This window comes from Streptomyces sp. URMC 126 (genome assembly GCF_051386555.1).
Classification (GTDB): Bacteria; Actinomycetota; Actinomycetes; order Streptomycetales; family Streptomycetaceae; genus Streptomyces.
Window position 1 is genome coordinate 19330 of the sequence record NZ_JBPQTX010000029.1, and the last position, 19917, is coordinate 39246.

Here is a 19917-nt window from a genome sequence, read left to right on the forward strand (position 1 = left end):
TCGTCCGTGGCCGTGGGGGCGGCCTCGTCGTCGCGGCGGTCCGTGTTCACAGCTCGCTCCAGTCCTGGTCGGGGTAGCGGTGCACCGGCGCCGACACATCGTCGAGCGCCCGGCAGATCTCGTCCGGAAGCGTAAGGGCTTCCACTGACAACGCCGCCCTGAGCTGCCGCGCCGTCCGGGCGCCGACGATCGGGGCGGTCACGCCGGGCCGGTCGCGGACCCAGGCGAGGGCGACCTGGAGCGGCGTCGTGGCGAGGCCGTCGGCGGCCGTGACGACCGCGTCCACGACGCGGCGCGCGGGCTCCTCCAGGTAGGGGGCGACGAAGGGCGCGAGGTGTTCGGAGGCGCCCCGGGAGTCGGCGGGCACCGAGCGCCGGTACTTGCCGGTGAGCACGCCCCGGCCCAGCGGCGAGGACGGCAGGACGCCGACGCCCAGGTCGAGCGCGGCGGGCAGCACCTCCCGTTCGATGCCGCGCTGGAGCAGTGAGTACTCCATCTGCGTGCTGGCCAGCCGGGTGCGCGCCCCGGGCGCGGCCAACTGCCAGGTGGCCGCCTTGGCGAGCTGCCAGCCGCAGAAGTGCGAGACCCCGGCGTACCGGACGCGGCCGCTGGCGACGGCGGTGTCGACGGCCTGGAGGGTCTCCTCCAGCGGGGTGACCGGATCGAAGGCGTGCAGTTGCCAGAGGTCGACGTGGTCCGTGCCGAGGCGGGCCAGGGAGGCGTCCAGGGCGGCCAGCAGGTGGCCGCGCGAGGCGTCGGCGCGGTGATCCGGGTCCAGGACGCTGCCCGCCTTCGTCGCCAGGACCAGGTCCCGGCGCGGGACCACCGTGTCGAGGAGCCGGCCGAGGAGGTACTCGGCCCCGCCGCCCGCGTAGACGTCCGCGGTGTCCACCAGCGTCCCGCCCGCCTCGTGGAAGACCCTGAGCTGCTCGCCGGCCTCGTACTCGTCGGTGTCCCGCCCCCAGGTGAGCGTGCCGAGTCCGATCCGGGAGACGCGCAGGCCCGTACGGCCGACATGCCTTTGCTCCATGACCGGTGAGCGTATCGGCCGGCCGGCCCGGGCTCGGCGCCGCGCGATCACCGGGCTCCGGGCGATCAACGGGCGCCGGGCGCCGATCCTGGGTGCCTCGGTGCGCCGCTCCGGCGCCCTGCCCGCGTCGCCCGGGCCCTCGCAGCCCTCGACGCCGACGCCGCCGGCCCTCACACCCCCGCCTGGTCACACCGTCCTTCGCCGTGCGCACACTGCGGCCCGGCCTCCCGTGAGGGTTGGCCGGGCCGCTCTTGCCCGGTGGCGCGTCGCCGCGTCACCGTCAGCACCCCTTGGTCGGACCGGATTCTCGGTGACATCTCGGGTCGGCGGTCGCCTAGAGGTGTCCGCGGTGGCAGGCCGCGGAAGTTCGGGGGGTGGGCGGGTCAGTCGGCCAGGGAGGTCTCCGCTATGAAGTCGGCCGCTTCCTCCGGCGGGGAGTAGGGCGGCATGAAGGCGGCGGCCCGGACGTCGCGGTAGGCGCGGGCGAGCGGGTGGCGGGCCTGGTAGCTGGCGCCGCCGGTGAGGCGCATGGCGTGGTCGATGACGGCGACGGCGGCGCGTTCGACGACCAGGCTGACGCTCTGGCACTCCTTCATCATGGCGCGGCTCATGTCGTCGGTGACCACCTGCGGCTTGTTGAGCAGTAGGTACGAGTCGAAGTCCTGGAGAGCGGTGGCCAGGGTGCCGCGGGCGGCGGTGAGGGCGATCTCCATCTCCGCGATGGCCGTGCGGACACTGGAGGAGGTGGTGGTGCGGGGGCGGCTCGACGCCGGCCTGGACAGGCTCTCCAGGGCCAGGTCGCGGGCGGCCTCGGCCAGGCCGAGGTAGACGCCGTTGAGGCCCATGCCGCTGACCGCGCGGCCCTCCAGCATGCCGGCGTCGCGCTTTCCCCAGGGGCCGCGGACCAGGAGGGCCTCCTCCGGGACGACGCAGTCGCTGAAGACCACGCTGCCGCTGCCGGAGCCCCGCAGCCCCAGGCCGTCCCAGTCGTCCTCGACGTGCACACCGGGGGTGTCGGCGGGAATCATGGCGCTGGCGAGGTGGGCTCCGTCGCCGCGTTCGGCCTTGAGGCGGCAGTAGAAGTGGGTGGCCGCCGGGGACAGCGAGGCGAGGATCTTGCGGCCGTTGACGGCCCAGCCGTTGTAGGAGGCGGTCGCGGTCGTGGCGAGGTTCCAGTAGTCGGCGCCGCGTTCGGCGACGGCGGAGCACAGCAGCATCCGGCGCTCGCCGATGGCTTCCAGCCATTCGCGGCGCGGCAGGTAGCCGGGTTCGGTGTCGGCGCCGAAGCGCACCACGCGGGCGAAGTACCAGGCGAGCGCGATGTGCATGTAGTAGGCGACGGCCACCGAGGCGTCGGCCCGGGCGATCCGGGCGGTGATCATCGTCAGGTCGTGCAGCCGCTCCACGCCGAGGCCGCCCAGTTCCACCGGGACGGTCGCCGCGAAGACGCCCGCCTCGGCGAGCGCCTCGACGCTCTCGTGCGCGAAGCGTCCCTCCTGGTCGGTGATCCGCGCCTGTTCGGCGAGGAAGTCGTGGAGTTTCGCCACCGCCGCGACCGCCTGCTCGCCACTGGTGGTGGCCGGCCGCAGCTCGGAGTTCAGCGACAGGGAAATCGGCATGGCAAGTCCTCAGCAAGTCGGCACGGGCATATCGATGAAGTCGTTGGTACGGCCATTGGCTGCTCAACTCAGATGATTTCCAGCCGCTTTGGACATCACTCGCGAGTCCTCCCGCGTATCCAATCCCTTGCTCCCGGACGAGACCCCTGGTTATCGTGACTTCAGCGTCAGGACCCGGCAAAATCGTTCGATCCAAAGGATTGCACCGCTGTGGGGAATCTGATTCTTCAGTTCGCGGGCTGGTACGCCGAAGACGAACCGGACCGCCCCGCGACGCATGAGAGACGTGAAATCGGGGAAGGCGACCGTGCATTGATCCGATACGACTGGGAAACCGACGCGTTATCCGTCCTCCCCGCCGACCGGCGGCGTGGGCAGCCGGGTTCCGCCGCCGTGGTGGCGGGCCACCCGGGACACTGGTCCGTCACCAATCTGCATACCGAGGACACCTACTTCGTCGAAAACATGGAACATGGCGGCGAGTTCGTGAAAGTCCCCCCGCGGCGGAAGGACTTCCCCATTCCCTTCGAGCTGGCCCGGCTGGTCCTTCCGGTGGCCCGCCGTATCGGCGTGGTGAACGTGTACGGGCCCGAGCCGAGCTATGTGGCCGCGACCGCCGCCTCCGACACGGCGTCCAACTGGCCGCGACTGGACGAGCGATCGGCCTACTTCCGCGTTCTGGTGGCGCTGTGCGAGCCCCAGCTCCGCGGTTATCCGCCCGGGGCGGTTCCCACCACCGCCGAGGTCATCGACCGGCTGCGCGGCGGTGGCCGTACGCCCCCGATGAGCCGCGCCGCCGTCAACCACCACATCAACTACCTGGCCACGGAGAAGCTTCAGGTCACCGAGTGGGCGGGGGCCGCCGACGGCAAGCGCTCCTACTGGAAGCGCGAGGCGGTGGTGGCGATGGCGCTGCGCTCCGGCCTGGTGGACGAGCGCCATCTGGGCCTGCTCCCGCAGCGGCTCAGCCGCCCGCAACGGCCCGCCCCATCGCGTCCACCAGCTCGTTCACCCCGTCCTCGTCGATGACCAGCGGCGGGATCGCCATCACGGCGCGCCCCTGCCGGCGCACCAGCACGCCGCGCTCGCGGGCCCGCCGGACCGTTTCGGCGGCGAACTCCTCACGGTGGCACTCGACCGTGGCGACCAGCCCCAGGCCGCGGACGTCGGCGACTTCCGGGTGGTCGTCCAGCGGGAGCAGACCGTCGAGCAGCTGCCGCCCGCGCGCGGCGGACGCGGCCACCAGGTCCTCCCGCTCGATGACGTCGAGGACGGTCATCGCGACCGCGCAGGCCACCGCGTGTCCGCCGGTGGTGTGCCCGTACCGCAGGCCGCCGATGAGCGGGTCGTCGGCGAAGGTGCGGTAGACGGCCTCCGTGGTGCTCAGGGCCGCGAAGGGGATGTAGCCGCCGCTCAAGCCCTTGCTCATGGTGACCAGGTCGGGCGTGATGCCGTCGTGGTCGAAGCCGAACATCCGGCCCGTGCGGCCGAAGCCGCAGAACACCTCGTCGAGGACGAGCAGGGCACCGCTGCGGTCGCACAGCTCGCGCAGCGCGCGGAGGAAGCCGGCGGGAAGCACCACACCGCCGCCGACGTTGACGAACGCCTCGACGAAGACGGCGGCCGGCGGTTCCCCGTCGAGCACGGCCTGTTCGAAGGCCGCCACCAGCGGCGCCAGCGATTCGGGTGCGCGCAGCCGGCGGGCCTCGACCGGGAACTCCACCCGGGTCACCGGGAAGGGGGCCTCGGCGTGAGTGGCGTTGGTGGGGAGGCCGGAGAGGTGCTGGGCGACCAGTGTGGTGCCGTGGTACCCGGCCGCGAGGGTGACGATCCGGTTCCGGGGCCGGCCGAGGTTGCGCCAGTAGCCGTGGGCGACGCGCACGGCCGCCTCGGTCGCCTCCGAGCCGCTGTTGACGAACAGCGTCCGTCCCAGCTCTCCCGGCAGCAGGCCGGCGAGCCGCTCGGCCACCCCGCCGACCGGCAAGTGGGTGCCGACGCTCAGGTCGAAGTGCGGCAGCCGCGCCAGTTGCCGCTCGGCGGCGGCGACCAGGTCCGGATGGGCGTACCCGCAGCTGGAGTTCATCGCCGACGCCATCGCGTCCAGGTATTCCCGTCCGGAGGCGTCGCGTACGCGGTATCCGGAGCCCGAGAGCAGGACCGGGCCGTCGCCGGGGTCCTTTCTCACGGGGGACCAGGGGTGCCACACGAAGCGGTGGTCGCGTTCGCGCGCCGTCGCCTCGTCCACATCCACGTTCTCGTCCACGTCCACGGTCGGTGCGCTGGCGGTCGGTGCGTTGGCGGTCGACATGCCGAGGATCATGCAGCGAACCACCGTCCCGGCACACCCGTACACCTGTGAGGGTCCCGATCACCGGAGTTGTGGTGATCATGGCTGCGGTCCGACAGGCCCCGAACCGGCGGAGAGGAATCGACGGTGCCCCTGCACGTCATCGACCCGGCGCGCCCGCTGCCCCGCCCGCCGGACCGCGTCCTCGTCGCGGGCGGCAGCGGGGCGGGCAAGACCACCGTGGCCGGCAAGCTCGCCGCGCTGTTCGACCTGCCCCGCATCGAGCTGGACGCGCTCTACTACGGGCCCGACTGGACCGTACGCCCCGGTTTCGCCGGCGACGTCGAGCGGGAGACGCGGCGGCCCCGCTGGGTCACCGAATGGCACTACCCCGAGGTCAACGGACTGCTGGCGGACCGCGCCGAACTGCTCGTCTGGCTCGACTATCCCACGGGCCTCACCATGACGAGCCTGCTGCTGCGGACGCTGCAACGTTCCCTGCACCGCGAAGTGCTGTGGAGCGGCAACCAGGAGGCGCCGCTGCGCACGCTGTTCACCGACCCCGAGAACATCCTGCGCTACGGCTGGGCCACCCGGCACGGCACGCGCGACGAGCTGCGGGCGCTGGCCGCCGCCGGCCGCGGGGACCCGCCGCGCGTACTGCGGTTCACCCGTCCCGCCGAGCTGGCGCGCTGGCTGATCCGGCAGGGCCAAGAGAGGAGCGTTGCCCGTGCGTGAGGTGTCGGAAGGGCTCGACGAGCCCGAAGTGTCCGGGGAGTTCGACGAGATCGTGGTCGGCGCGGGATCGGCCGGCGCGGTGCTCGCCGCCCGGCTGTCCGAGGATCCCGGCCGGCGCGTGCTGCTGATCGAGGCCGGGCCGGACTACCCGGCGGGCTCCCGGCTGCCCGAGGATCTCCGCAACGGGTGTACGCCGTCGATGGTCACCCACGACTGGGCGCTGACGGCCGTCCGCGACGACGGCGCGCGACTGCCCCTGCCGCGCGGCAAGGTGGTCGGCGGCTGCTCGGCGGTCAACACCTGCCTGGCGCTGCGGCCCGTCCCCGACGACTTCGCCCTGTGGGCGCGCGCGGCGGGCGGGAGCGGCTGGTCGTGGCCGGAGATCCTGCCGTACCTCAACCGCCTGGAGACCGACGGAGATTACGGCGGCCCGTACCACGGGACGGACGGCCCGCTGCCGGTCCGCCGCGCTCCGCGCGCCACGTGGACGCCCCTGTCCGCGGCGCTGGTGGACACCGCGACGGCGGCCGGGCACCCGTACACCGAGGACCACAACGCGCCCGGGGCCACCGGGGTCGGGCCGCTGCCGCTCAACCTCGCCGACGGCGGGGTGCGCGTCTCCACGGCCGGCGCCTACCTCGAACCCGCCCGGCGGCGCCCCAACTTGACGATACTGGCGGAGTGCCTGGTGGACCGGGTCCTGTTCGAGGGGACGCGGGCGACGGGCGTCGCGCTGTCGCGCGCGGACGGCACCCGCGCGGCCGAGGTGCGCGGGGCGCGCGTCACCCTCTGCGCGGGCGCCTACGGCACCCCCGCGATCCTGCACCGCTCCGGCGTCGGCCCGGCCCCCGTCCTGCGGGAGCTCGGCGTCGGCATCGTCGCGGACCTGCCCGGCGTCGGCGCCGGCCTCGCCGACCACTCGCAGGTCGCCATCGGCGTCATCCCCCGGCCGGCCGGGCTCTGCGACCCGCGCGACCCCTGCGCCCAGGTGGTGCTGCGCTACACCGCGCCGGGCTCGGACACCGCCGACGACATGCAGCTGTACGCCCTCAACCACGTCGAACTCGACGTGTACGCCCCGCAGGTGGCCGGCCGGGTGCCGGACGGGCGGGCGTTCATGATGACCTCGAACCTGATGGCCCCGCGCGGCCTGGGCACGGTCACGGCGGTGTCGCGCGATCCCGCCGTCCCGCCGCGGATCGCCATCGACTACGCGCGGGACCCGGAGGACCTGCGACGCCAGCGCGAGGGGGTCCGGCTGTGCTGGGAACTGCTGCACCGGCCCGCGTTCGCGGCGCTCACCAAGGAGATCATCGACATGGACGAGGAGACGGTCCGGTCGCGGACCGCGCTGGACGCGTTCGTGCGGCGCGCGGCGCGCACGGCGCACCACCCGATGGGCACGGCGCGCATGGGGCCCGGTGACGATCCCGGGGCCGTGGTCGACGAGCGCTGCCGGGTGCACGGGGTGGAGGGGCTGCGGGTCGCGGACGCGTCGGTGATCCCCGTGCCCTTGCGCGTCAACACGAACCTGGCGGCCATCGCGGTGGGGGAGCGCGTCGCGGCCCTCGGAGGCTGAGCCACCGCTCCTCCACCCCTTCGGCCGGGCCGTCCCGGCGCGTGGCAGCAGCCGCACTTCCCGCGAGGAGGCACGATGTTCGTACTCAAGCACCGCCCCGAGGACTTCCGCGTCCGGGAGAACCTCGTCGTCCCGTGCACCGACCACACCCCGGCCGCACACCGCTACGTCCTGCTGCGCAAGCGCGGCTACACCACCATGGAAGCCGTCCGCCTCCTCGCCGACCGCATCGGCGTCGCCGGCCGGGAGGTGGGGTACGCCGGGCTGAAGGACGAGGACGGGGTGACCGAGCAGTTGCTGTCCGTCCCCGCGCGGGCACTCGCCGGCGAGCTCCCCGCGTTCCCGGACGGGGAGCGCTGGCTGCGGCTGGCGCACTACGGGTACGGGCACGAGCCGCTCGCCGTCGGCCGGCTGGAGGGCAACGCCTTCCGCGTCGTCCTGCGCGACCTGGACGACGCCGCCGCCGGACGGCTCGTCGAACGGCGGCGGATCAACCTGCTGTTCGTCAACTACTACGACACCCAGCGCTTCGGCGTACCCGGTGGCCCCAAGCGCACCCACCTCGTCGGCGCGGCGCTGCTGGACAAGGAGTGGGCCCGGGCCCGGCACGAACTCGCCGGGCTCGGCGCGCCCGAAAGCGCCTCGGCCGGCGACTGGACCGGCCCCGACGAGGACTTCTTCCGCTCACTCGACCCGCGCACCGTCGCCTTCTACCTGGCGGCCCACTCGTCGTACCGGTGGAACGCGGAGATCCGCGAGCTGATCGGCGCCGAGCACGCCGAGGACGCGACCGTGGACGGTCTGCCCTACCGCTTCCCGGCCGACGCGCGGGCGGCGGCCGCTCTCCAGGCGCGCTGCCCCGAGCTGGCGTACACCCGGTACACCTGGGCGGACGGGCCCGAGGAGCACCGGGTCATGCGGCCGACGGTGGTGCAGACCCTGGTGACGGCCGGCGCGGACGGCCCGGACGACGCCTTCCCGGGCCGCCGAGCCGTCGAGCTGAGCTTCCAGCTCCCCTCCGGCAGCTACGCCACGACGGCGCTGCGCCAGCTCATGACCCAGCTCACGACCCGGCGATGACGAGGGCCGTCCATGGCATTGCTGCTGCTCAACCGCAGGCCCATCCTGTCCGCCGTGCCGGACTGGCTGCCCGCCGCCTCGCTGGTCGTCGTCACGGCGGCCCCGGCGGCAAAGGAGGCGCCGCTCGGCTGTTTCCGGCACGTCGAAACGGTGCCGGACTACGAGGACGACGCCGCGGTGGACCGCGTCGTCGACGCCCTCTGCCGTGACCACTCCGTCGAACGGGTGCTGACCACGGCGGAGATCGACGTGGTGCGCGCGGCCCGGGTACGGGAGCGGCACCGGCTGCCCGGCCAGTCGGTCGAGAGCGCCCTGGCGTACCGGGACAAGTACCGGATGAAGCGCCTGGCCGCGCGGGGCGGGGTGCCCGTGGCCCCGATGGCGCTGGTGCGCGACGCGGACGGGGTCCGCTCCTTCGCGGCGCGGTACGGGTTCCCGGTGGTCGTGAAGCCGGCCGACGGGGGCGGTTCGGTGGGGGTACGGGTGCTGCGCGACGCTTCGGAGGCGGCGTGCCCGCCGGCCGGGGAGGGGCGGGAGCTGCTCGTGGAGCGGTTCGTCGAGGGCGTGGTGTGCCACGTGGACGGGCTGATGGCCGACGGGCGTGTGCTGCACGCCGTCGCCTCGCGGTATCTGCACTCCAACCTGGACACCGCCGTCCACGGCCTCCCGAGCGTCAGCGGCATGCTGTCGGCGGACGAGCCGGTGGCGAAGCGGCTGTGCGCGGCCGCCGCCGACACCGTCGCCGCGCTGCCGCCGGTGGCGGAAGTGACCGCCTTCCACGCCGAGTTCTTCCACACGCCGGACGACGAGGTCGTGCTGTGCGAGATCGCCTGCCGGCCGGGCGGCTGCGGCATCCCCGAGGCGTTCGAGCTCGCCACCGGCGTCAACCCGTACGCGGCCCAACTGCTCGGGCAGGCCGGACGGATCAGCGGCGTCGAGGTGGCCGCCGGGCGTCCGCGGCACGGCTGGGCCTGGTTCCCGCCGCGGCCCGGCGTCCTGCGGCGCCTTCCCGCCCGCTGCCCGCTGCCCGGCACCGTCCGCTACACCGCCCGCGGCCGGGCGGGGGCGCGCTACCGGGGGCCGGCGTCCAGTACGGACCGCGTCGCCGAGCTGGTCTTCCGCGTCGACGACGCGCGCCCCCTGGAGGACGTGCTGCGCGAGGCCGACGACTGGTGGGCCGGGGACGTCCGATGGGGGTGACCGGGGCGCGTACCCGCGGGTTCATGGCGGCCATGGTCGTGGACGCGCTGGGCAGCGGCGTGTGGATCACCTTCTCCCTGCTGTACTTCACCTACGGGCAGGGGATGGCGCTCACCTCCGCGGGGGCCGCGCTCAGCACCGGCTCGCTGGCCGCGCTGCTGGCCGGCGGGCTGGCGGTGGGCGCGCTCGCCGACCGGATGGGCCCGTTCCGCGCGGCGACGCTCAGTTGCGCGCTCCGCGCCGCCGCGTTCCCCTGCTACCTGGCCGCCGACCGGCCGGCCGCCGTCGCCGCCGTCGCCTTCGCGGTGAGCTTCGGCGACCGCCTCTACTGGGCGGCGCACGGCGGGCTGGTGGCCGCCGTCACCTCGGCCGAGCAGGCGCGGCGCGGCATGTTCGCGCTGCTGAACAGCCTGCGCAACGTGGGCCTGGGGGTGGGCGCGCTGGGCGTGGCCCTGGGCGCGTCCTTCGAGGACCACGGCGGGACGGCGCTGTGGCACAGCATCCCGCTGGTGAACGCGGCGAGCTTCGCCGTCGCCGGGGTGCTGTTCCGGGTGACCGGGCGCCGGGTGCCGCCCGCGCCGGGCCCGCGCGAGGGCGTCCCCGCGGCCTCGTACCGTACGGTGCTCGCCAACCGCCGCTTCCTCGCGTTCACGGGGGCGACGCTCGCCATCACGCTCTCCAGCGTCGCCTTCGACTCCATCCTGCCCGTGTACCTGCGGTGGCTGGAGATGCCGGTGTGGACGCCGCCGGCGGCCTATGTGCTGTCGTGCGTGGCCATTCCGGCGTTCCAGCCGCTGGCGCTGCGGCTGGGGCGGGAGCGGCCCCCCATGCGGCTGATGGCCCTGGCGGCGCTGCTGATCGCGGCGGGTCTCGGCGGGCTGGTGGCGGCCGGGCGGTTCGGTACGGCGGGGGCCACGGCGCTGGTGGCCGTCCTGGTCCTGCTGTTCAGCCTCGGGGAGGCGCTGTTCGGGGCGGTGGCCATGACCATCGTGCTGTCCTTCGCGTCGTCCGCGGACGCCGGCCGCTACAGCGCCTTCTACCAGTTGGTCTGGGGGGTGTCCGGGGCGCTGGGCCCGGCCGTGCACACGCTGTTGTTCTCGGTGTCCGGCGGCACGCCGTGGCTGGTGATGGCCTGTGCGCTGCTGGCGGCCGCCGTCGTGTACCGCGGGCTGGACAGGACGGCGGCGCGCACCGCGCGCCTCGCCGCCGCCGGCCGGAAGGGAGAGGCATGAACCCCACCGAGCTCACCGAGACAGTCACCCGGGCGCTACGGCGGTTCTGGGCCGGGCGCCGGGCGGTGCTGCTGCTCGACGACTTCGACCACCGCACTCGTTCGCTGGTCGACGAACTGCGGGCGTGCGGGGCGGAGGTGGGTGCCGTCGTCGCCCGCACCGGCCCGGGGCCCGGGGCACCGCAGGCCGGCCCGGGCTGGTACTGCTCGGCCGCAGGAGACGGGGCAGGGGAGTTGACGCGTCCGGAGTTCGAGGCGTGGCTGCGGGACCCGTCCGCGGAGGTGAGGGCCTGGCTGGACGCCCTGGACCCGGCGCGCGCGTGGGTGGCGCTGGGGACGCCCCGCACCGGGGTGGCGGAGTTCTGCGGACGCCCGGTGCACGGGTGGCGGCGGCCGGAGTGGGCCGCCGTCGAGGACAAGACCACGATCGACCGGATGTGGGAGGCGGCCGGCGTGGCCTCCCCGCCCCATTTCGTGGCGCCCGTGGACGAGTTGGTACGGGCGGCGGGCGGTCCGGCGAGGGTGGCTGAGGTGGCGGGCCCGGCCGGGGTGGTGGTGGCGGCCGATTCCACGCGCGGCCACGTCGGGGACGCGCTGGGGCTGCGCTGGGTGCCCGATCCCGGCCGCCTGCCGGACGTCGTCGGCCAGTTCGCCGGCCGCGCGGACCGGGTGCGCGTCGCCCGCTTCGAGGACGGCGTGCCGTGCAGTGTGCTGGGCATGGCCCTGGCGGACGGGGTGGCGGTGTTCTCGCCCATCGAGATCGTCACCCTCGGCGACCCGGACACCGGGCGGCTGCTCTTCTGCGGGTCCTCCACGTTCTGGCGGCCGGGCGCGGCGGCCGAGGACGACATCCGGGGCGCGGCGCGCCGCGCGGGCGCGGAGCTCGTCCGGACCACCCGCTACCGGGGGCTGTTCAGCGTGGACGGGCTGCTCACCCCGGACGGCTTCACCGCCACGGAGCTCAACCCCCGGCACGCCTCCGGTCTCGGCCTGCGGGCCGCCCTGCCCGGCTTTCCGCTCTACCTCTACCACCGCGCGGCGCAGGAGCGCCTGCCCGGTCTCGACGCCATCGCCGCCGCCGAACTGGAGCGGCTGGTGCGGGACCTGGTGGCCGCCGCGCCGTCGGCGTCCCTGGCGGTGGGCGCGACACGCGTCGAGGCCACACCCGCCGGACCGGACCACCGGACCGGACCGGCCTGTGCGCGCGCGGCGGCCCGCCTGGGCGAGCCGGGCCTGCGCGCCTTCCCTCTCGCCCTTCCCTCCACCCGCACTCTCCCGCCGTCCGAACCGAACGACGAAAGGTGTACGGCATGAACGACTCCACTCCTCTGGTCAACTCCTGGAACGAATGGGACCCGCTGCGGGAGATCATCGTCGGCGTCGCCGACCACGCCTGCTTCGAGCCGTCCGAACCCGGCTACCGGCCGGCGCTGCGCGATTCGGACGCTCCCTTCCCCACCGGCCCCAAGCCGGCCGAGATGGTCGACCGGGCCAACGAGCAGCTGGACGGCCTGGTGCGGGTGCTCCAGGCGCAGGGCGTCACGGTCCGCCGCCCGGACCCCATCGACCTCACGCGCTCCCTGAAGACGCTGACGTTCGAAGTGGCCAACCAGTACTGCGTGGTGTGCCCGCGCGACGTGATGATCACGTTGGGCAACGAGATCGTCGAGGCCACCATGTCGCGGCGGGCCCGCTACTTCGAGTACCAGGCGTACCGGAAGCTGGTCTACTCCTACTGGAACGCCGACCCCCGCGTCGAGTGGACGGTGGCGCCCAAGCCGTCCATGGCCGACTCCATGTACCGGGAGGACTTCTGGGAGTGGCCGCTGGAGAAGCGCCACGCCGAGATGCACAACTCGGAGTTCTGCGTCACCCAGGACGAAGTGGTCTTCGACGCGGCCGACATGAGCCGCTTCGGCCGCGACATCATGGTGCAGGAGTCGATGACCACCAACCGGGCCGGCATCCGCTGGCTCAAGCGCCATCTGGAGCCGCGGGGCTTCCGCGTGCACCCCGTGCACTTCCCCCTCGACTTCTTCCCCTCCCACATCGACTGCACCTTCGTACCGCTGCGCCCGGGGCTGGTGCTCACCAATCCGGAGCGGCCGCTGCGGGAGGGCGAGGAGCGGATGTTCCACGACAACGGCTGGGAGCTGGTCGAGGCGCCGCAGCCGACGTCCACGAACGACGAGATGCCGCGCTACTGCCAGTCCTCCAAGTGGCTGTCGATGAACGTGCTCAGCGTCTCTCCGAACACGGTCATATGCGAGGAGCGGGAGAAGCCGCTGCACGACCTGCTGGACAAGCTCGGCTTCGAGGTGCTCCCGGTGCCGTTCCGGGACGTCTTCGAGTACGGCGGGTCACTGCACTGCGCGACCTGGGACGTGCACCGGGAGGGCACGAGGGAGGACTACTTCCCGAGGCTGGACTACACCCCCGTCGTCCCCGGCGTCTGATCCGGCCCGGCGCCGCGGCGTGAGCGCGCGGGAGGAGGGCGTACGCCCGTACGCGTCTTCCCGCCGCCCGCCGCCGCGCCGTTCACGCGCCCTTACCGGCAGGCCCCGCAGCGGCACGCCAGACGTCGAACTCCTCGGGCGTCGCGACTCCGTGGTCGAGCACCGCGCGATAGACGTCGAAACCGGGGGTGCCGTCGTCGGGCCGCGCGGCGAGCGCCCGCTTGATCCGGAGGATACGGACGCGGTGCGCGTCGGTCAGCCGCGGCGGCAGGGCACGGACGTGCGCGAGGTCGGGCTGGCGGTCGGGCTCGTCGACGAACCAGACGTCGAGCGTCCACTCCCGGCCGGCCTCCGAGCGGTACTCCACGCCCAGGTAGAGGCCGTCCGGGTACATCGGGTCGGTGTTCCAGTGCCCGGTGTCGTCGCGGAAGCGGACCTGCCGGACCCGGTCGTGTACCGCCAGCGTGGCGCCGATCTCCGCGACGGCCTTCTTGACGCCGTCTCCCAGGTCCGGGCAGACCACGGTGATGTCGACGTCCCGGCGCACCATCAGCCCCATGGCCGAACTGCCCACGCGCACGGCCTCGCCGCGTTCCGCCAGCAGAGCGGTCAACTCCAGGTCCGCCACCACGTCGTCGGCCTCGGCCTGAAGCGCTCGCTGCTCCGCGAGGACCGCGGCCGCGTCCTCGGCGGGCGCGGGGACGGGCGTTCCACCGCCCGCAGGACCCCGGGACGGCACGTTCGGTTCCTCGGTCATGGCTCCCCCCTGGTGAGCTGATCTCGATGGCACCACCCACCGTACCCGCCGGCACGGACAAGCCCCCGGGCGCCGATCCTCGTCCACCCGCGCGCCGCGAGCCGCCCGGCACCACCGGGCTCGCGGGCGCCGCCCTCCCGCGCCGCCACGCGCCCGCACCCGGTGACGTACCGCCCGTCCGCGCGCTAGAGTCCCCGCGACGACGACGTTACTGATCGGTAGGGAGAGCGGGATGCGGCTCGGAATCAACCTCGGCTACTGGGGCGCCGGGATGGACGCGGACAATCTCGCGGTCGCCAAGGAGGCCGACCGGCTCGGCTACGCGGTCTGCTGGGCCGCCGAGGCGTACGGCTCCGACGCGCCCACCGTCCTCTCCTGGGTCGCCGCGCAGACCGAGCGCATCGACGTCGGCTCCGCCATCTTCCAGATCCCGGCCCGCACCCCCGCCATGACGGCCATGACCGCCGCCACCCTCGACTCGCTCTCCGGCGGCCGGTTCCGGCTCGGCCTCGGCGTCTCCGGCCCGCAGGTCTCCGAGGGCTGGTACGGCGTGAAGTTCGACAAGCCGCTCGCCCGCACCCGCGAGTACGTCGAGATCGTCCGCAAGGCCATGTCCCGCGAGCGCCTGACGCACCAGGGCGAGCACTGGACGCTGCCGCTCCCCGGCGGCCCCGGCAAGCCGATCAAGCTGACCGTGCACCCCGTGCGCGAGGAGATCCCGCTGTACATCGCGGCCATCGGCCCCAAGAACCTGGAGCAGACGGGCGAGATCGCCGACGGCGCCCTCGTCCTCTTCTTCGCCCCCGAGCTCGCCGAGGAGACCACCCTCGGCTCGCTCCGCGCCGGCCGGGCCAAGGCCGGCAAGGACATGGACGGCTTCGACCTCGTCCCGACCGTCCCGCTCGCCCTCGGCGACGACGTCGCCGCCCTCGCGGACACCTTCCGCCCGTACACCGCCCTCTACGTCGGCGGCATGGGCAGCGCCAAGCAGAACTTCTACAACCGGCTCGCGGTCCGCATGGGCTACGAGAAGGAGGCGGCCGAGATCCAGGAGAAGTACCTCTCCGGGGACAAGAAGGGCGCCGCCGCGGCCGTCCCGCAGCAGCTCATCGACTCCACGTCGCTGCTGGGCTCCGTGGAGCGGATCTCCGACCGGATGCGCGCCTATGCCGAGGCCGGCGTCACCACGCTGTCCCTCACCCCCGCGGGCTTCACGCTGGAGGAGCGGATCGCCGGGCTGCGGGCCGGCGTCGAGGCCATGGAGCGGGCCGGGCTCGCCTGACGCCCCGGGAGGCCCGCGGCCGTGGTGGGGGCTCGGGGGGTCTTCCCCGCCACGGCCGGCACCGGGCTCAACGCCCGTACGCCCGCCGGGTTACGGGGCGGGGGGCGCCCGGAGCGCGCGCCCGGTGTCGTCCGTTCGGCCGAGCGCCCGCCGCCTCCTGGCTGGCGCCCCCCTCGCCGGGGACCTTGACTGGTTCCCACGGAGGTGAGGGCCATGCTCACGGCCAGAAGTCTGTTCCAGGAGATCCTCGACCACGACGAGGCGTACCGGCTGTTCTGCTCCATCGCCGCGAGCGGCGAGGCACAGGGCGGCTGGGAGAACGGCCGCATCTCCGCCCTGGTCCCCGGCGAGCTGCGCGCCCTCGCCCCGAAGATCGCCCGGCACGGCGCGGACGAGGACAAGCACGGCCGGATCTTCCTGGCCCTGCTGCGCAAACGCGGCCTGGAACCGGTCGAGGTGCCGCCGGAGACCGACTACACGATGCTCCTCGAACGCCGCGGCATCGGCCTGCCCCACGCCAAACTGCGCGCGGACGAGCCGCTGACCGTGCGGGACGTCATCGCCTACCTGGCGCACAGCCGCGTCACCGAGCAGCGGGCCGCCGACCAGATGCGCATGCTCGGCCACCACTTCGGCGACCACCCCGAGATCGGCCGGGCCGTCCGGATGATCAGCCACGACGAGGCGAACCACCTCGCGTACTGCCACGAGGAACTGCTGCGGCTCGCCGCGGCCGGGCACGGCCGGACGATCCACACCCTGCTGCGCGAGTGCGCCCGCGCGGAATCCGTCGTCTACCGCGACGTCGGTCTGGCCGTCATGGAGCGCATGGGCCGCCTGCTGGGGTGGCCGCGCGCCAAGTCGGCCGTCCTCGCCGCGGGCATCCACGCGCTGTACGCGGGGGAACGGCTCGGCGGCCGGCGGCGGATGGTCACCCTGCGGATGCCGGAGCGGCGGGACGCGCTGGGCGGCGGGGCGGTGGCGGTGGCGCCGGAGTTCGTCTGAGCGGCAGGCCTCGAGGAGGCGCGAGGAGGCGCGCCCCCCACGCCTCCACGTCCGCCTCTGTCTACAGCCACCCGCGCCGCTTGAACAGCCGGTACAGCAGCGCCACCACGCCCACCATCAGCACCAGTGCCGCCGGATAGCCCCACACCTGCCGCAGCTCCGGCATATGGTCGAAGTTCATCCCGAACACCCCGGCGATCATCGTCGGGGCCGCCGCCATCGCCGCCCAGGCGGAGATCTTCCGCATGTCGTCGTTCTGCTGCACGCCCATCTGCGCGAGATGGGCGGAGAGGATGTCGGACAGCAGCCGGTCGAGCTGCTCCACCGCCTCGTTGGCCCGGGCCAGGTGGTCGCCGACGTCGCGGAAGAACGGCCGCGCCTCCTCGTTGACGAACGGCAGCCCGGTGCCCGCCAGCCGGGCCACCGGGTCGGCGAGCGGCACGGTGGCCCGCCGGAACTCCACCACCTGCCGCTTGAACGCGTAGATCCGGGACGCGACGTTCTTGTTGTCCAGGCTCATCGGGGCGAACACCTCGCTCTCCAGCTCGTCCAGGTCGGCCTGGAGCAGCCCGGACACCTCGGTGTAGTGGTCCACGACCGCGTCGCTCACCGCGTACAGCACGGAGGTCGGCCCGCAGCGCAGCAGGTCGGGCTGGTCCTCCAGGCGGGCCCGCAGCTCGGTCAGCGGGTTGCCGACGCCGTGCCGGACCGTCACCACGAAGGAGTCGCCGAGGAACATCATCAGCTCGCCGGTGCTCACGGTGTCCGTGTGGTCGTCGTAGACGACGGGCTTGAGGACGACGAACAGCGAGTCGGCGTACACCTCCAGCTTGGGCCGCTGATGCGCCTTGAGCGCGTCCTCCACGGCCAGCGGGTGCAGCCCGAACTCGCTGGTGACCAGGTCGAACTCGCTCTCCGTGGGCTCGTGCAGACCGACCCAGAGGAAGGCGTTCCCGTCCGCGCGCGCCTGGTCCAGCGCGTCGGAGAAGTCGGCCGGGCCGTCCGTGCGGTGTCCGTTCCGATAGATGGCGAAATCCACGATCACGTGGGGCATTCTCCCTTCCCGGGGGGCGCTTGGCGTGCGCGAGGCCGACCGCACCGCCGTCGATGGCCGTGCGGGGCCCGTCGTAGGCTGGCGGCCATGCCCACCCTGATCCTGGTCCGGCACGGCCGGTCCACCGCCAACACCGGCGGGGTGCTCGCGGGATGGACCCCGGGTGTCGCCCTGGACGAGCGGGGCACCGCCCAGGCCGCGGCCCTCCCGGACCGCCTGCGGGACATCCCGCTCGCCGCTCTCGTCACCAGTCCCCTCCAGCGTTGTCAGGAGACCGTGGCCCCCCTGCTCGCCGCCCGTCCGGAACTGCCGTCGCACACCGACGAGCGGATCGGCGAGTGCCACTACGGCGACTGGTCGGGCCGCGAGCTCGCCGCACTCCACGACGAGCCGCTGATGACCGTCGTGCAGCGGCACCCCTCGGCCGCCTCCTTCCCCGGCGGCGAGTCCCTACGCGCGATGCAGGCCCGCGCGGTGGACGCGGTCCGGGAGTGGAACGAGCGGATCGAGCGCGAGCACGGCCCCGAAGCCGTCTACCTCATGTGCTCGCACGGCGACCCGATCAAGGCGGTCGTCGCCGACGCGCTCGGGCTCCACCTCGACCACTTCCAGCGGATCGCCGTCGACCCCTGTTCGCTCACGGCGATCCGGTACACGCGGCTGCGGCCGTACCTGCTGCGGCTGGGGGACACCGGCGAGACCGCCTCCCTGGCCCCGCCCGCCACACCGCCGGGCGGGGGAGCGGGCGATCCGGGGGAGGCCGTGGTGGGGGGCGGTGCGGGAGCACCGTGATCCACATGCGCAGTAGGGTGGGGGCGCGGGGGCGCCGCCTCGTCGCCTGACCCGTCGTCCCCGGCTGTACCCACTGTCCGCCGTCCCCGTCGCCGTCGGGGTTTCCGAGGAAGCCCGAAGAAGTCCGCGGACTTCCGCGGATTCCCCCTCCGACCACCGAACCAATGGAGCAGGACGTTGTCCCGTCAGGTGTTCCTCTATGACCCGCCGGACCGCTTCGTCGCCGGTACGGTCGGGCTGCCGGGCCGCCGCACTTTCTTCCTCCAGGCCAGCGCGGCCGGCCGGACCACCAGCGTCGCCCTGGAGAAGGCGCAGGTGGAGGCGCTCGCCGAGCGCATCGACGAACTGCTGGACGAGGTCGTCCGGCGCACCGGCGGCAGCGCCCCGGTCCCGGCCGTGGCGCCCGTCGAGTACGCGGACACCGCGCCCCTCGACACCCCCGTCGAGGAGGAGTTCCGCGTCGGCACCATGGCCCTGGCCTGGGACGCCGAGGGGCAGCGGATGGTCGTCGAGGCCCAGGCCCTGGTCGAGCTGGAGGCCGACACCGACGAGGACCTGGCCGCCGCCGAGGAGCGCCTCCTCCAGGACGAGACCAACGGGCCGCCCATGCTCCGGGTGCGCATCACCGGCACCATGGCCCGTGCCTTCGCCAAGCGCGCCCTGGACATCGTCAACGCCGGCCGACCGCCCTGCCCGCTGTGCAGCCTGCCGCTCGACCCGGAAGGACACGTATGTCCGCGCCAGAACGGATACCGCCGCGGGGCGTGACGCCGCCGGAGCGCGAGGCGGGCCCGCCGGAGCGCGCCCCGGGCCCGCCGGGGCCCGGCCCCGGGGCGCCGGGCGTCACCCCGCAGGAGCTGCTGGCGCGCGGTGAGCTCACGGTGCGCGGGCGGGTCCGCGAGGCCTCCAACGCGGTCCTGTACTGCACGGTCGCGTACGAGGGCGTGACGGCGGCCTGCGTCTACAAGCCGGTCGCCGGGGAGCGCCCGCTCTGGGACTTCCCGGACGGCACCCTCGCCCAGCGCGAGGTGGCCGCCTACGAGCTCTCCGAGGCCATGGGCTGGGGCCTGATCCCGCCCACCGTCCTCCGGGACGGCCCCTACGGGCCGGGCATGTGCCAGCTGTGGATCGACGGGCCGGCCGACGACGGTGCCGCCGAGGAGACGCGGCGCCTCCTCGCCCTGGTCGAGGGCGACGAACCCGGCCCCGGCTGGAAGGCCGTCGGCTACGCGGACGTCGGCGACGACCGCACCGCCCTGCTCGTCCACGCCGACGACGAACGGCTGCGCCGGCTGGCCGTCCTCGACGCCGTGATCAACAACGGCGACCGCAAGGGCGGCCACCTGCTGCCCGCCGCCGACGGCCGGCTGTACGCCATCGACCACGGCGTCACCTTCAACGCCGAGGACAAGCTGCGGACGTTGCTGTGGGGGTGGGCGGGGGAGCCGCTGACGGAGGAGGCGCTGGAGGCGTTGCGGCGACTTTCGGCCGATCTGGCCGAGGGGCGCCCCCTGGCGGTGCGGCTGGCGGAGCTGATCACTCCTGCGGAGATCGAGGCTCTGCGGGGGCGGGTGGCCGACTTGTTGCGTACCGGGCGGCACCGGTCGCCCAGCGGGCAGTGGCCGGCCATCCCGTGGCCGCCGGTGTAGCGCCTGCGGCGGGCTGGTGCCCCGGTCCCGCCCCTTCGCCGTTTCCTGGGGGCTGCGCCCCCAGCCCCCCGCTTTCGCGGCTCCGCCGCTCGTCCTCAAACGCCGGACGGGCTGGATAGCGCGCCCGGGTACACGATTCAGCCCGTCCGGCGTTTGAG

Annotated in this window: 18 protein-coding genes; 13 read left to right on the forward strand and 5 right to left on the reverse strand. The window is 73.9% G+C overall.

The genetic code is table 11. The features are described from left to right. Window positions 1-46 precede the first annotated feature (46 nt). Window positions 47-1030 carry an aldo/keto reductase gene (locus tag ACSNOK_RS06040; RefSeq protein ID WP_436779523.1) on the reverse strand — a complete coding sequence of 328 codons (984 nt, stop codon included), beginning with the start codon at window positions 1028-1030 and terminating at the stop codon, window positions 47-49. 383 nt (window positions 1031-1413) lie between these two features. Further along, complete coding sequence (locus ACSNOK_RS06045) at window positions 1414-2649, reverse strand: acyl-CoA dehydrogenase family protein (protein WP_436779524.1); 1236 nt, start codon at window positions 2647-2649, stop codon at window positions 1414-1416. Window positions 2650-2961: 312 nt separating this feature from the next. On the opposite strand from ACSNOK_RS06045, the gene ACSNOK_RS06050 reads away from it, so the two are divergent. Then, complete coding sequence (locus tag ACSNOK_RS06050; protein WP_436779525.1) at window positions 2962-3678, forward strand: hypothetical protein; 717 nt, start codon at window positions 2962-2964, stop codon at window positions 3676-3678. On the opposite strand, the gene ACSNOK_RS06055 is transcribed toward ACSNOK_RS06050, so the two are convergent. Continuing rightward, a complete protein-coding gene (locus ACSNOK_RS06055; protein ID WP_436779526.1) occupies window positions 3614-4957 on the reverse strand; it encodes an aminotransferase family protein in 1344 nt (447 codons plus the stop codon). The genes ACSNOK_RS06050 and ACSNOK_RS06055 overlap by 65 nt on opposite strands. Before the next feature lie 126 nt (window positions 4958-5083). On the opposite strand from ACSNOK_RS06055, the gene ACSNOK_RS06060 reads away from it, so the two are divergent. The 7 genes from ACSNOK_RS06060 to ACSNOK_RS06090 all read left to right on the forward strand — a co-directional run bounded on the left by ACSNOK_RS06060 (window position 5084) and on the right by ACSNOK_RS06090 (window position 13220). After that, window positions 5084-5674 (forward strand): adenylate kinase, encoded by a 591-nt coding sequence (locus tag ACSNOK_RS06060; RefSeq protein ID WP_436779527.1) that lies wholly within the window; start codon window positions 5084-5086, stop codon window positions 5672-5674. Continuing rightward, window positions 5667-7253, forward strand: coding sequence for a GMC family oxidoreductase (locus tag ACSNOK_RS06065; RefSeq protein WP_436779528.1), 1587 nt, complete (start codon window positions 5667-5669; stop codon window positions 7251-7253). The genes ACSNOK_RS06060 and ACSNOK_RS06065 overlap by 8 nt, the downstream gene beginning before the upstream one ends. Window positions 7254-7328: 75 nt before the next feature. Further along, window positions 7329-8333, forward strand: a complete 1005-nt coding sequence (gene truD, locus ACSNOK_RS06070) for a tRNA pseudouridine(13) synthase TruD (protein WP_436779529.1) — start codon at window positions 7329-7331, stop codon at window positions 8331-8333. A gap of 12 nt (window positions 8334-8345) precedes the next feature. Then, the gene (locus ACSNOK_RS06075) at window positions 8346-9533 is read left to right on the forward strand and encodes an ATP-grasp domain-containing protein (protein ID WP_436779530.1); all 1188 of its coding nucleotides are present in this window, start codon (window positions 8346-8348) and stop codon (window positions 9531-9533) included. 23 nt (window positions 9534-9556) lie between these two features. Further along, a complete protein-coding gene (locus ACSNOK_RS06080) occupies window positions 9557-10765 on the forward strand; it encodes an MFS transporter (RefSeq protein WP_436779531.1) in 1209 nt (402 codons plus the stop codon). Further along, window positions 10762-12078, forward strand: a complete 1317-nt coding sequence (locus ACSNOK_RS06085) for a hypothetical protein (RefSeq protein ID WP_436779532.1) — start codon at window positions 10762-10764, stop codon at window positions 12076-12078. Before ACSNOK_RS06080 ends, ACSNOK_RS06085 begins: the two co-directional genes overlap by 4 nt. Beyond that, entirely contained in the window at window positions 12075-13220 is a 1146-nt protein-coding gene (locus tag ACSNOK_RS06090) for a glycine amidinotransferase (protein ID WP_436779533.1), read from the forward strand. Before ACSNOK_RS06085 ends, ACSNOK_RS06090 begins: the two co-directional genes overlap by 4 nt. Window positions 13221-13302: 82 nt before the next feature. Here ACSNOK_RS06090 and ACSNOK_RS06095 read toward each other — a convergent pair whose 3' ends face one another. Beyond that, the gene (locus ACSNOK_RS06095) at window positions 13303-13977 is read right to left on the reverse strand and encodes a hypothetical protein (protein ID WP_436779534.1); all 675 of its coding nucleotides are present in this window, start codon (window positions 13975-13977) and stop codon (window positions 13303-13305) included. A 232-nt stretch (window positions 13978-14209) separates the two neighbouring features. Between ACSNOK_RS06095 and ACSNOK_RS06100 the strand changes: the two genes are divergently transcribed. After that, window positions 14210-15259 carry an LLM class F420-dependent oxidoreductase gene (locus ACSNOK_RS06100; RefSeq protein ID WP_436779535.1) on the forward strand — a complete coding sequence of 350 codons (1050 nt, stop codon included), beginning with the start codon at window positions 14210-14212 and terminating at the stop codon, window positions 15257-15259. Between the two features lie 213 nt (window positions 15260-15472). Further along, window positions 15473-16264, forward strand: coding sequence for a ferritin-like domain-containing protein (locus ACSNOK_RS06105; RefSeq protein WP_436779536.1), 792 nt, complete (start codon window positions 15473-15475; stop codon window positions 16262-16264). A gap of 61 nt (window positions 16265-16325) precedes the next feature. On the opposite strand, the gene ACSNOK_RS06110 is transcribed toward ACSNOK_RS06105, so the two are convergent. After that, window positions 16326-17318: a magnesium and cobalt transport protein CorA gene (locus ACSNOK_RS06110; protein ID WP_436779537.1), complete on the reverse strand. Its 993-nt coding sequence runs from the start codon at window positions 17316-17318 to the stop codon at window positions 16326-16328. An 87-nt stretch (window positions 17319-17405) separates the two neighbouring features. On the opposite strand from ACSNOK_RS06110, the gene ACSNOK_RS06115 reads away from it, so the two are divergent. From ACSNOK_RS06115 to ACSNOK_RS06125, 3 genes are all read left to right on the forward strand, one after another. Further along, window positions 17406-18110 carry a histidine phosphatase family protein gene (locus ACSNOK_RS06115; RefSeq protein WP_436779538.1) on the forward strand — a complete coding sequence of 235 codons (705 nt, stop codon included), beginning with the start codon at window positions 17406-17408 and terminating at the stop codon, window positions 18108-18110. Between the two features lie 177 nt (window positions 18111-18287). After that, the gene (locus tag ACSNOK_RS06120) at window positions 18288-18878 is read left to right on the forward strand and encodes a DUF3090 domain-containing protein (RefSeq protein ID WP_004946210.1); all 591 of its coding nucleotides are present in this window, start codon (window positions 18288-18290) and stop codon (window positions 18876-18878) included. Next, complete coding sequence (locus ACSNOK_RS06125) at window positions 18842-19759, forward strand: SCO1664 family protein (RefSeq protein WP_436779539.1); 918 nt, start codon at window positions 18842-18844, stop codon at window positions 19757-19759. Before ACSNOK_RS06120 ends, ACSNOK_RS06125 begins: the two co-directional genes overlap by 37 nt. Window positions 19760-19917 lie beyond the last annotated feature (158 nt).

Excerpts from the sequence above, each read along its gene's own strand:
- ACSNOK_RS06055 (WP_436779526.1), bottom strand. The coding sequence starts at position 4,957 with ATGTCGACCGCCAACGCACCGACCGCCAGCGCACCGACCGTGGACGTG.
- ACSNOK_RS06100 (WP_436779535.1), top strand. The coding sequence starts at position 14,210 with ATGCGGCTCGGAATCAACCTCGGCTACTGGGGCGCCGGGATGGACGCG.
- ACSNOK_RS06095 (WP_436779534.1), bottom strand. The coding sequence starts at position 13,977 with ATGACCGAGGAACCGAACGTGCCGTCCCGGGGTCCTGCGGGCGGTGGA.
- ACSNOK_RS06110 (WP_436779537.1), bottom strand. The coding sequence starts at position 17,318 with ATGCCCCACGTGATCGTGGATTTCGCCATCTATCGGAACGGACACCGC.
- ACSNOK_RS06075 (WP_436779530.1), top strand. The coding sequence starts at position 8,346 with ATGGCATTGCTGCTGCTCAACCGCAGGCCCATCCTGTCCGCCGTGCCG.
- ACSNOK_RS06090 (WP_436779533.1), top strand. The coding sequence starts at position 12,075 with ATGAACGACTCCACTCCTCTGGTCAACTCCTGGAACGAATGGGACCCG.
- ACSNOK_RS06125 (WP_436779539.1), top strand. The coding sequence starts at position 18,842 with ATGTCCGCGCCAGAACGGATACCGCCGCGGGGCGTGACGCCGCCGGAG.
- ACSNOK_RS06045 (WP_436779524.1), bottom strand. The coding sequence starts at position 2,649 with ATGCCGATTTCCCTGTCGCTGAACTCCGAGCTGCGGCCGGCCACCACC.
- ACSNOK_RS06105 (WP_436779536.1), top strand. The coding sequence starts at position 15,473 with ATGCTCACGGCCAGAAGTCTGTTCCAGGAGATCCTCGACCACGACGAG.
- ACSNOK_RS06085 (WP_436779532.1), top strand. The coding sequence starts at position 10,762 with ATGAACCCCACCGAGCTCACCGAGACAGTCACCCGGGCGCTACGGCGG.
- truD (WP_436779529.1), top strand. The coding sequence starts at position 7,329 with ATGTTCGTACTCAAGCACCGCCCCGAGGACTTCCGCGTCCGGGAGAAC.
- ACSNOK_RS06080 (WP_436779531.1), top strand. The coding sequence starts at position 9,557 with ATGGCGGCCATGGTCGTGGACGCGCTGGGCAGCGGCGTGTGGATCACC.
- ACSNOK_RS06040 (WP_436779523.1), bottom strand. The coding sequence starts at position 1,030 with ATGGAGCAAAGGCATGTCGGCCGTACGGGCCTGCGCGTCTCCCGGATC.
- ACSNOK_RS06115 (WP_436779538.1), top strand. The coding sequence starts at position 17,406 with ATGCCCACCCTGATCCTGGTCCGGCACGGCCGGTCCACCGCCAACACC.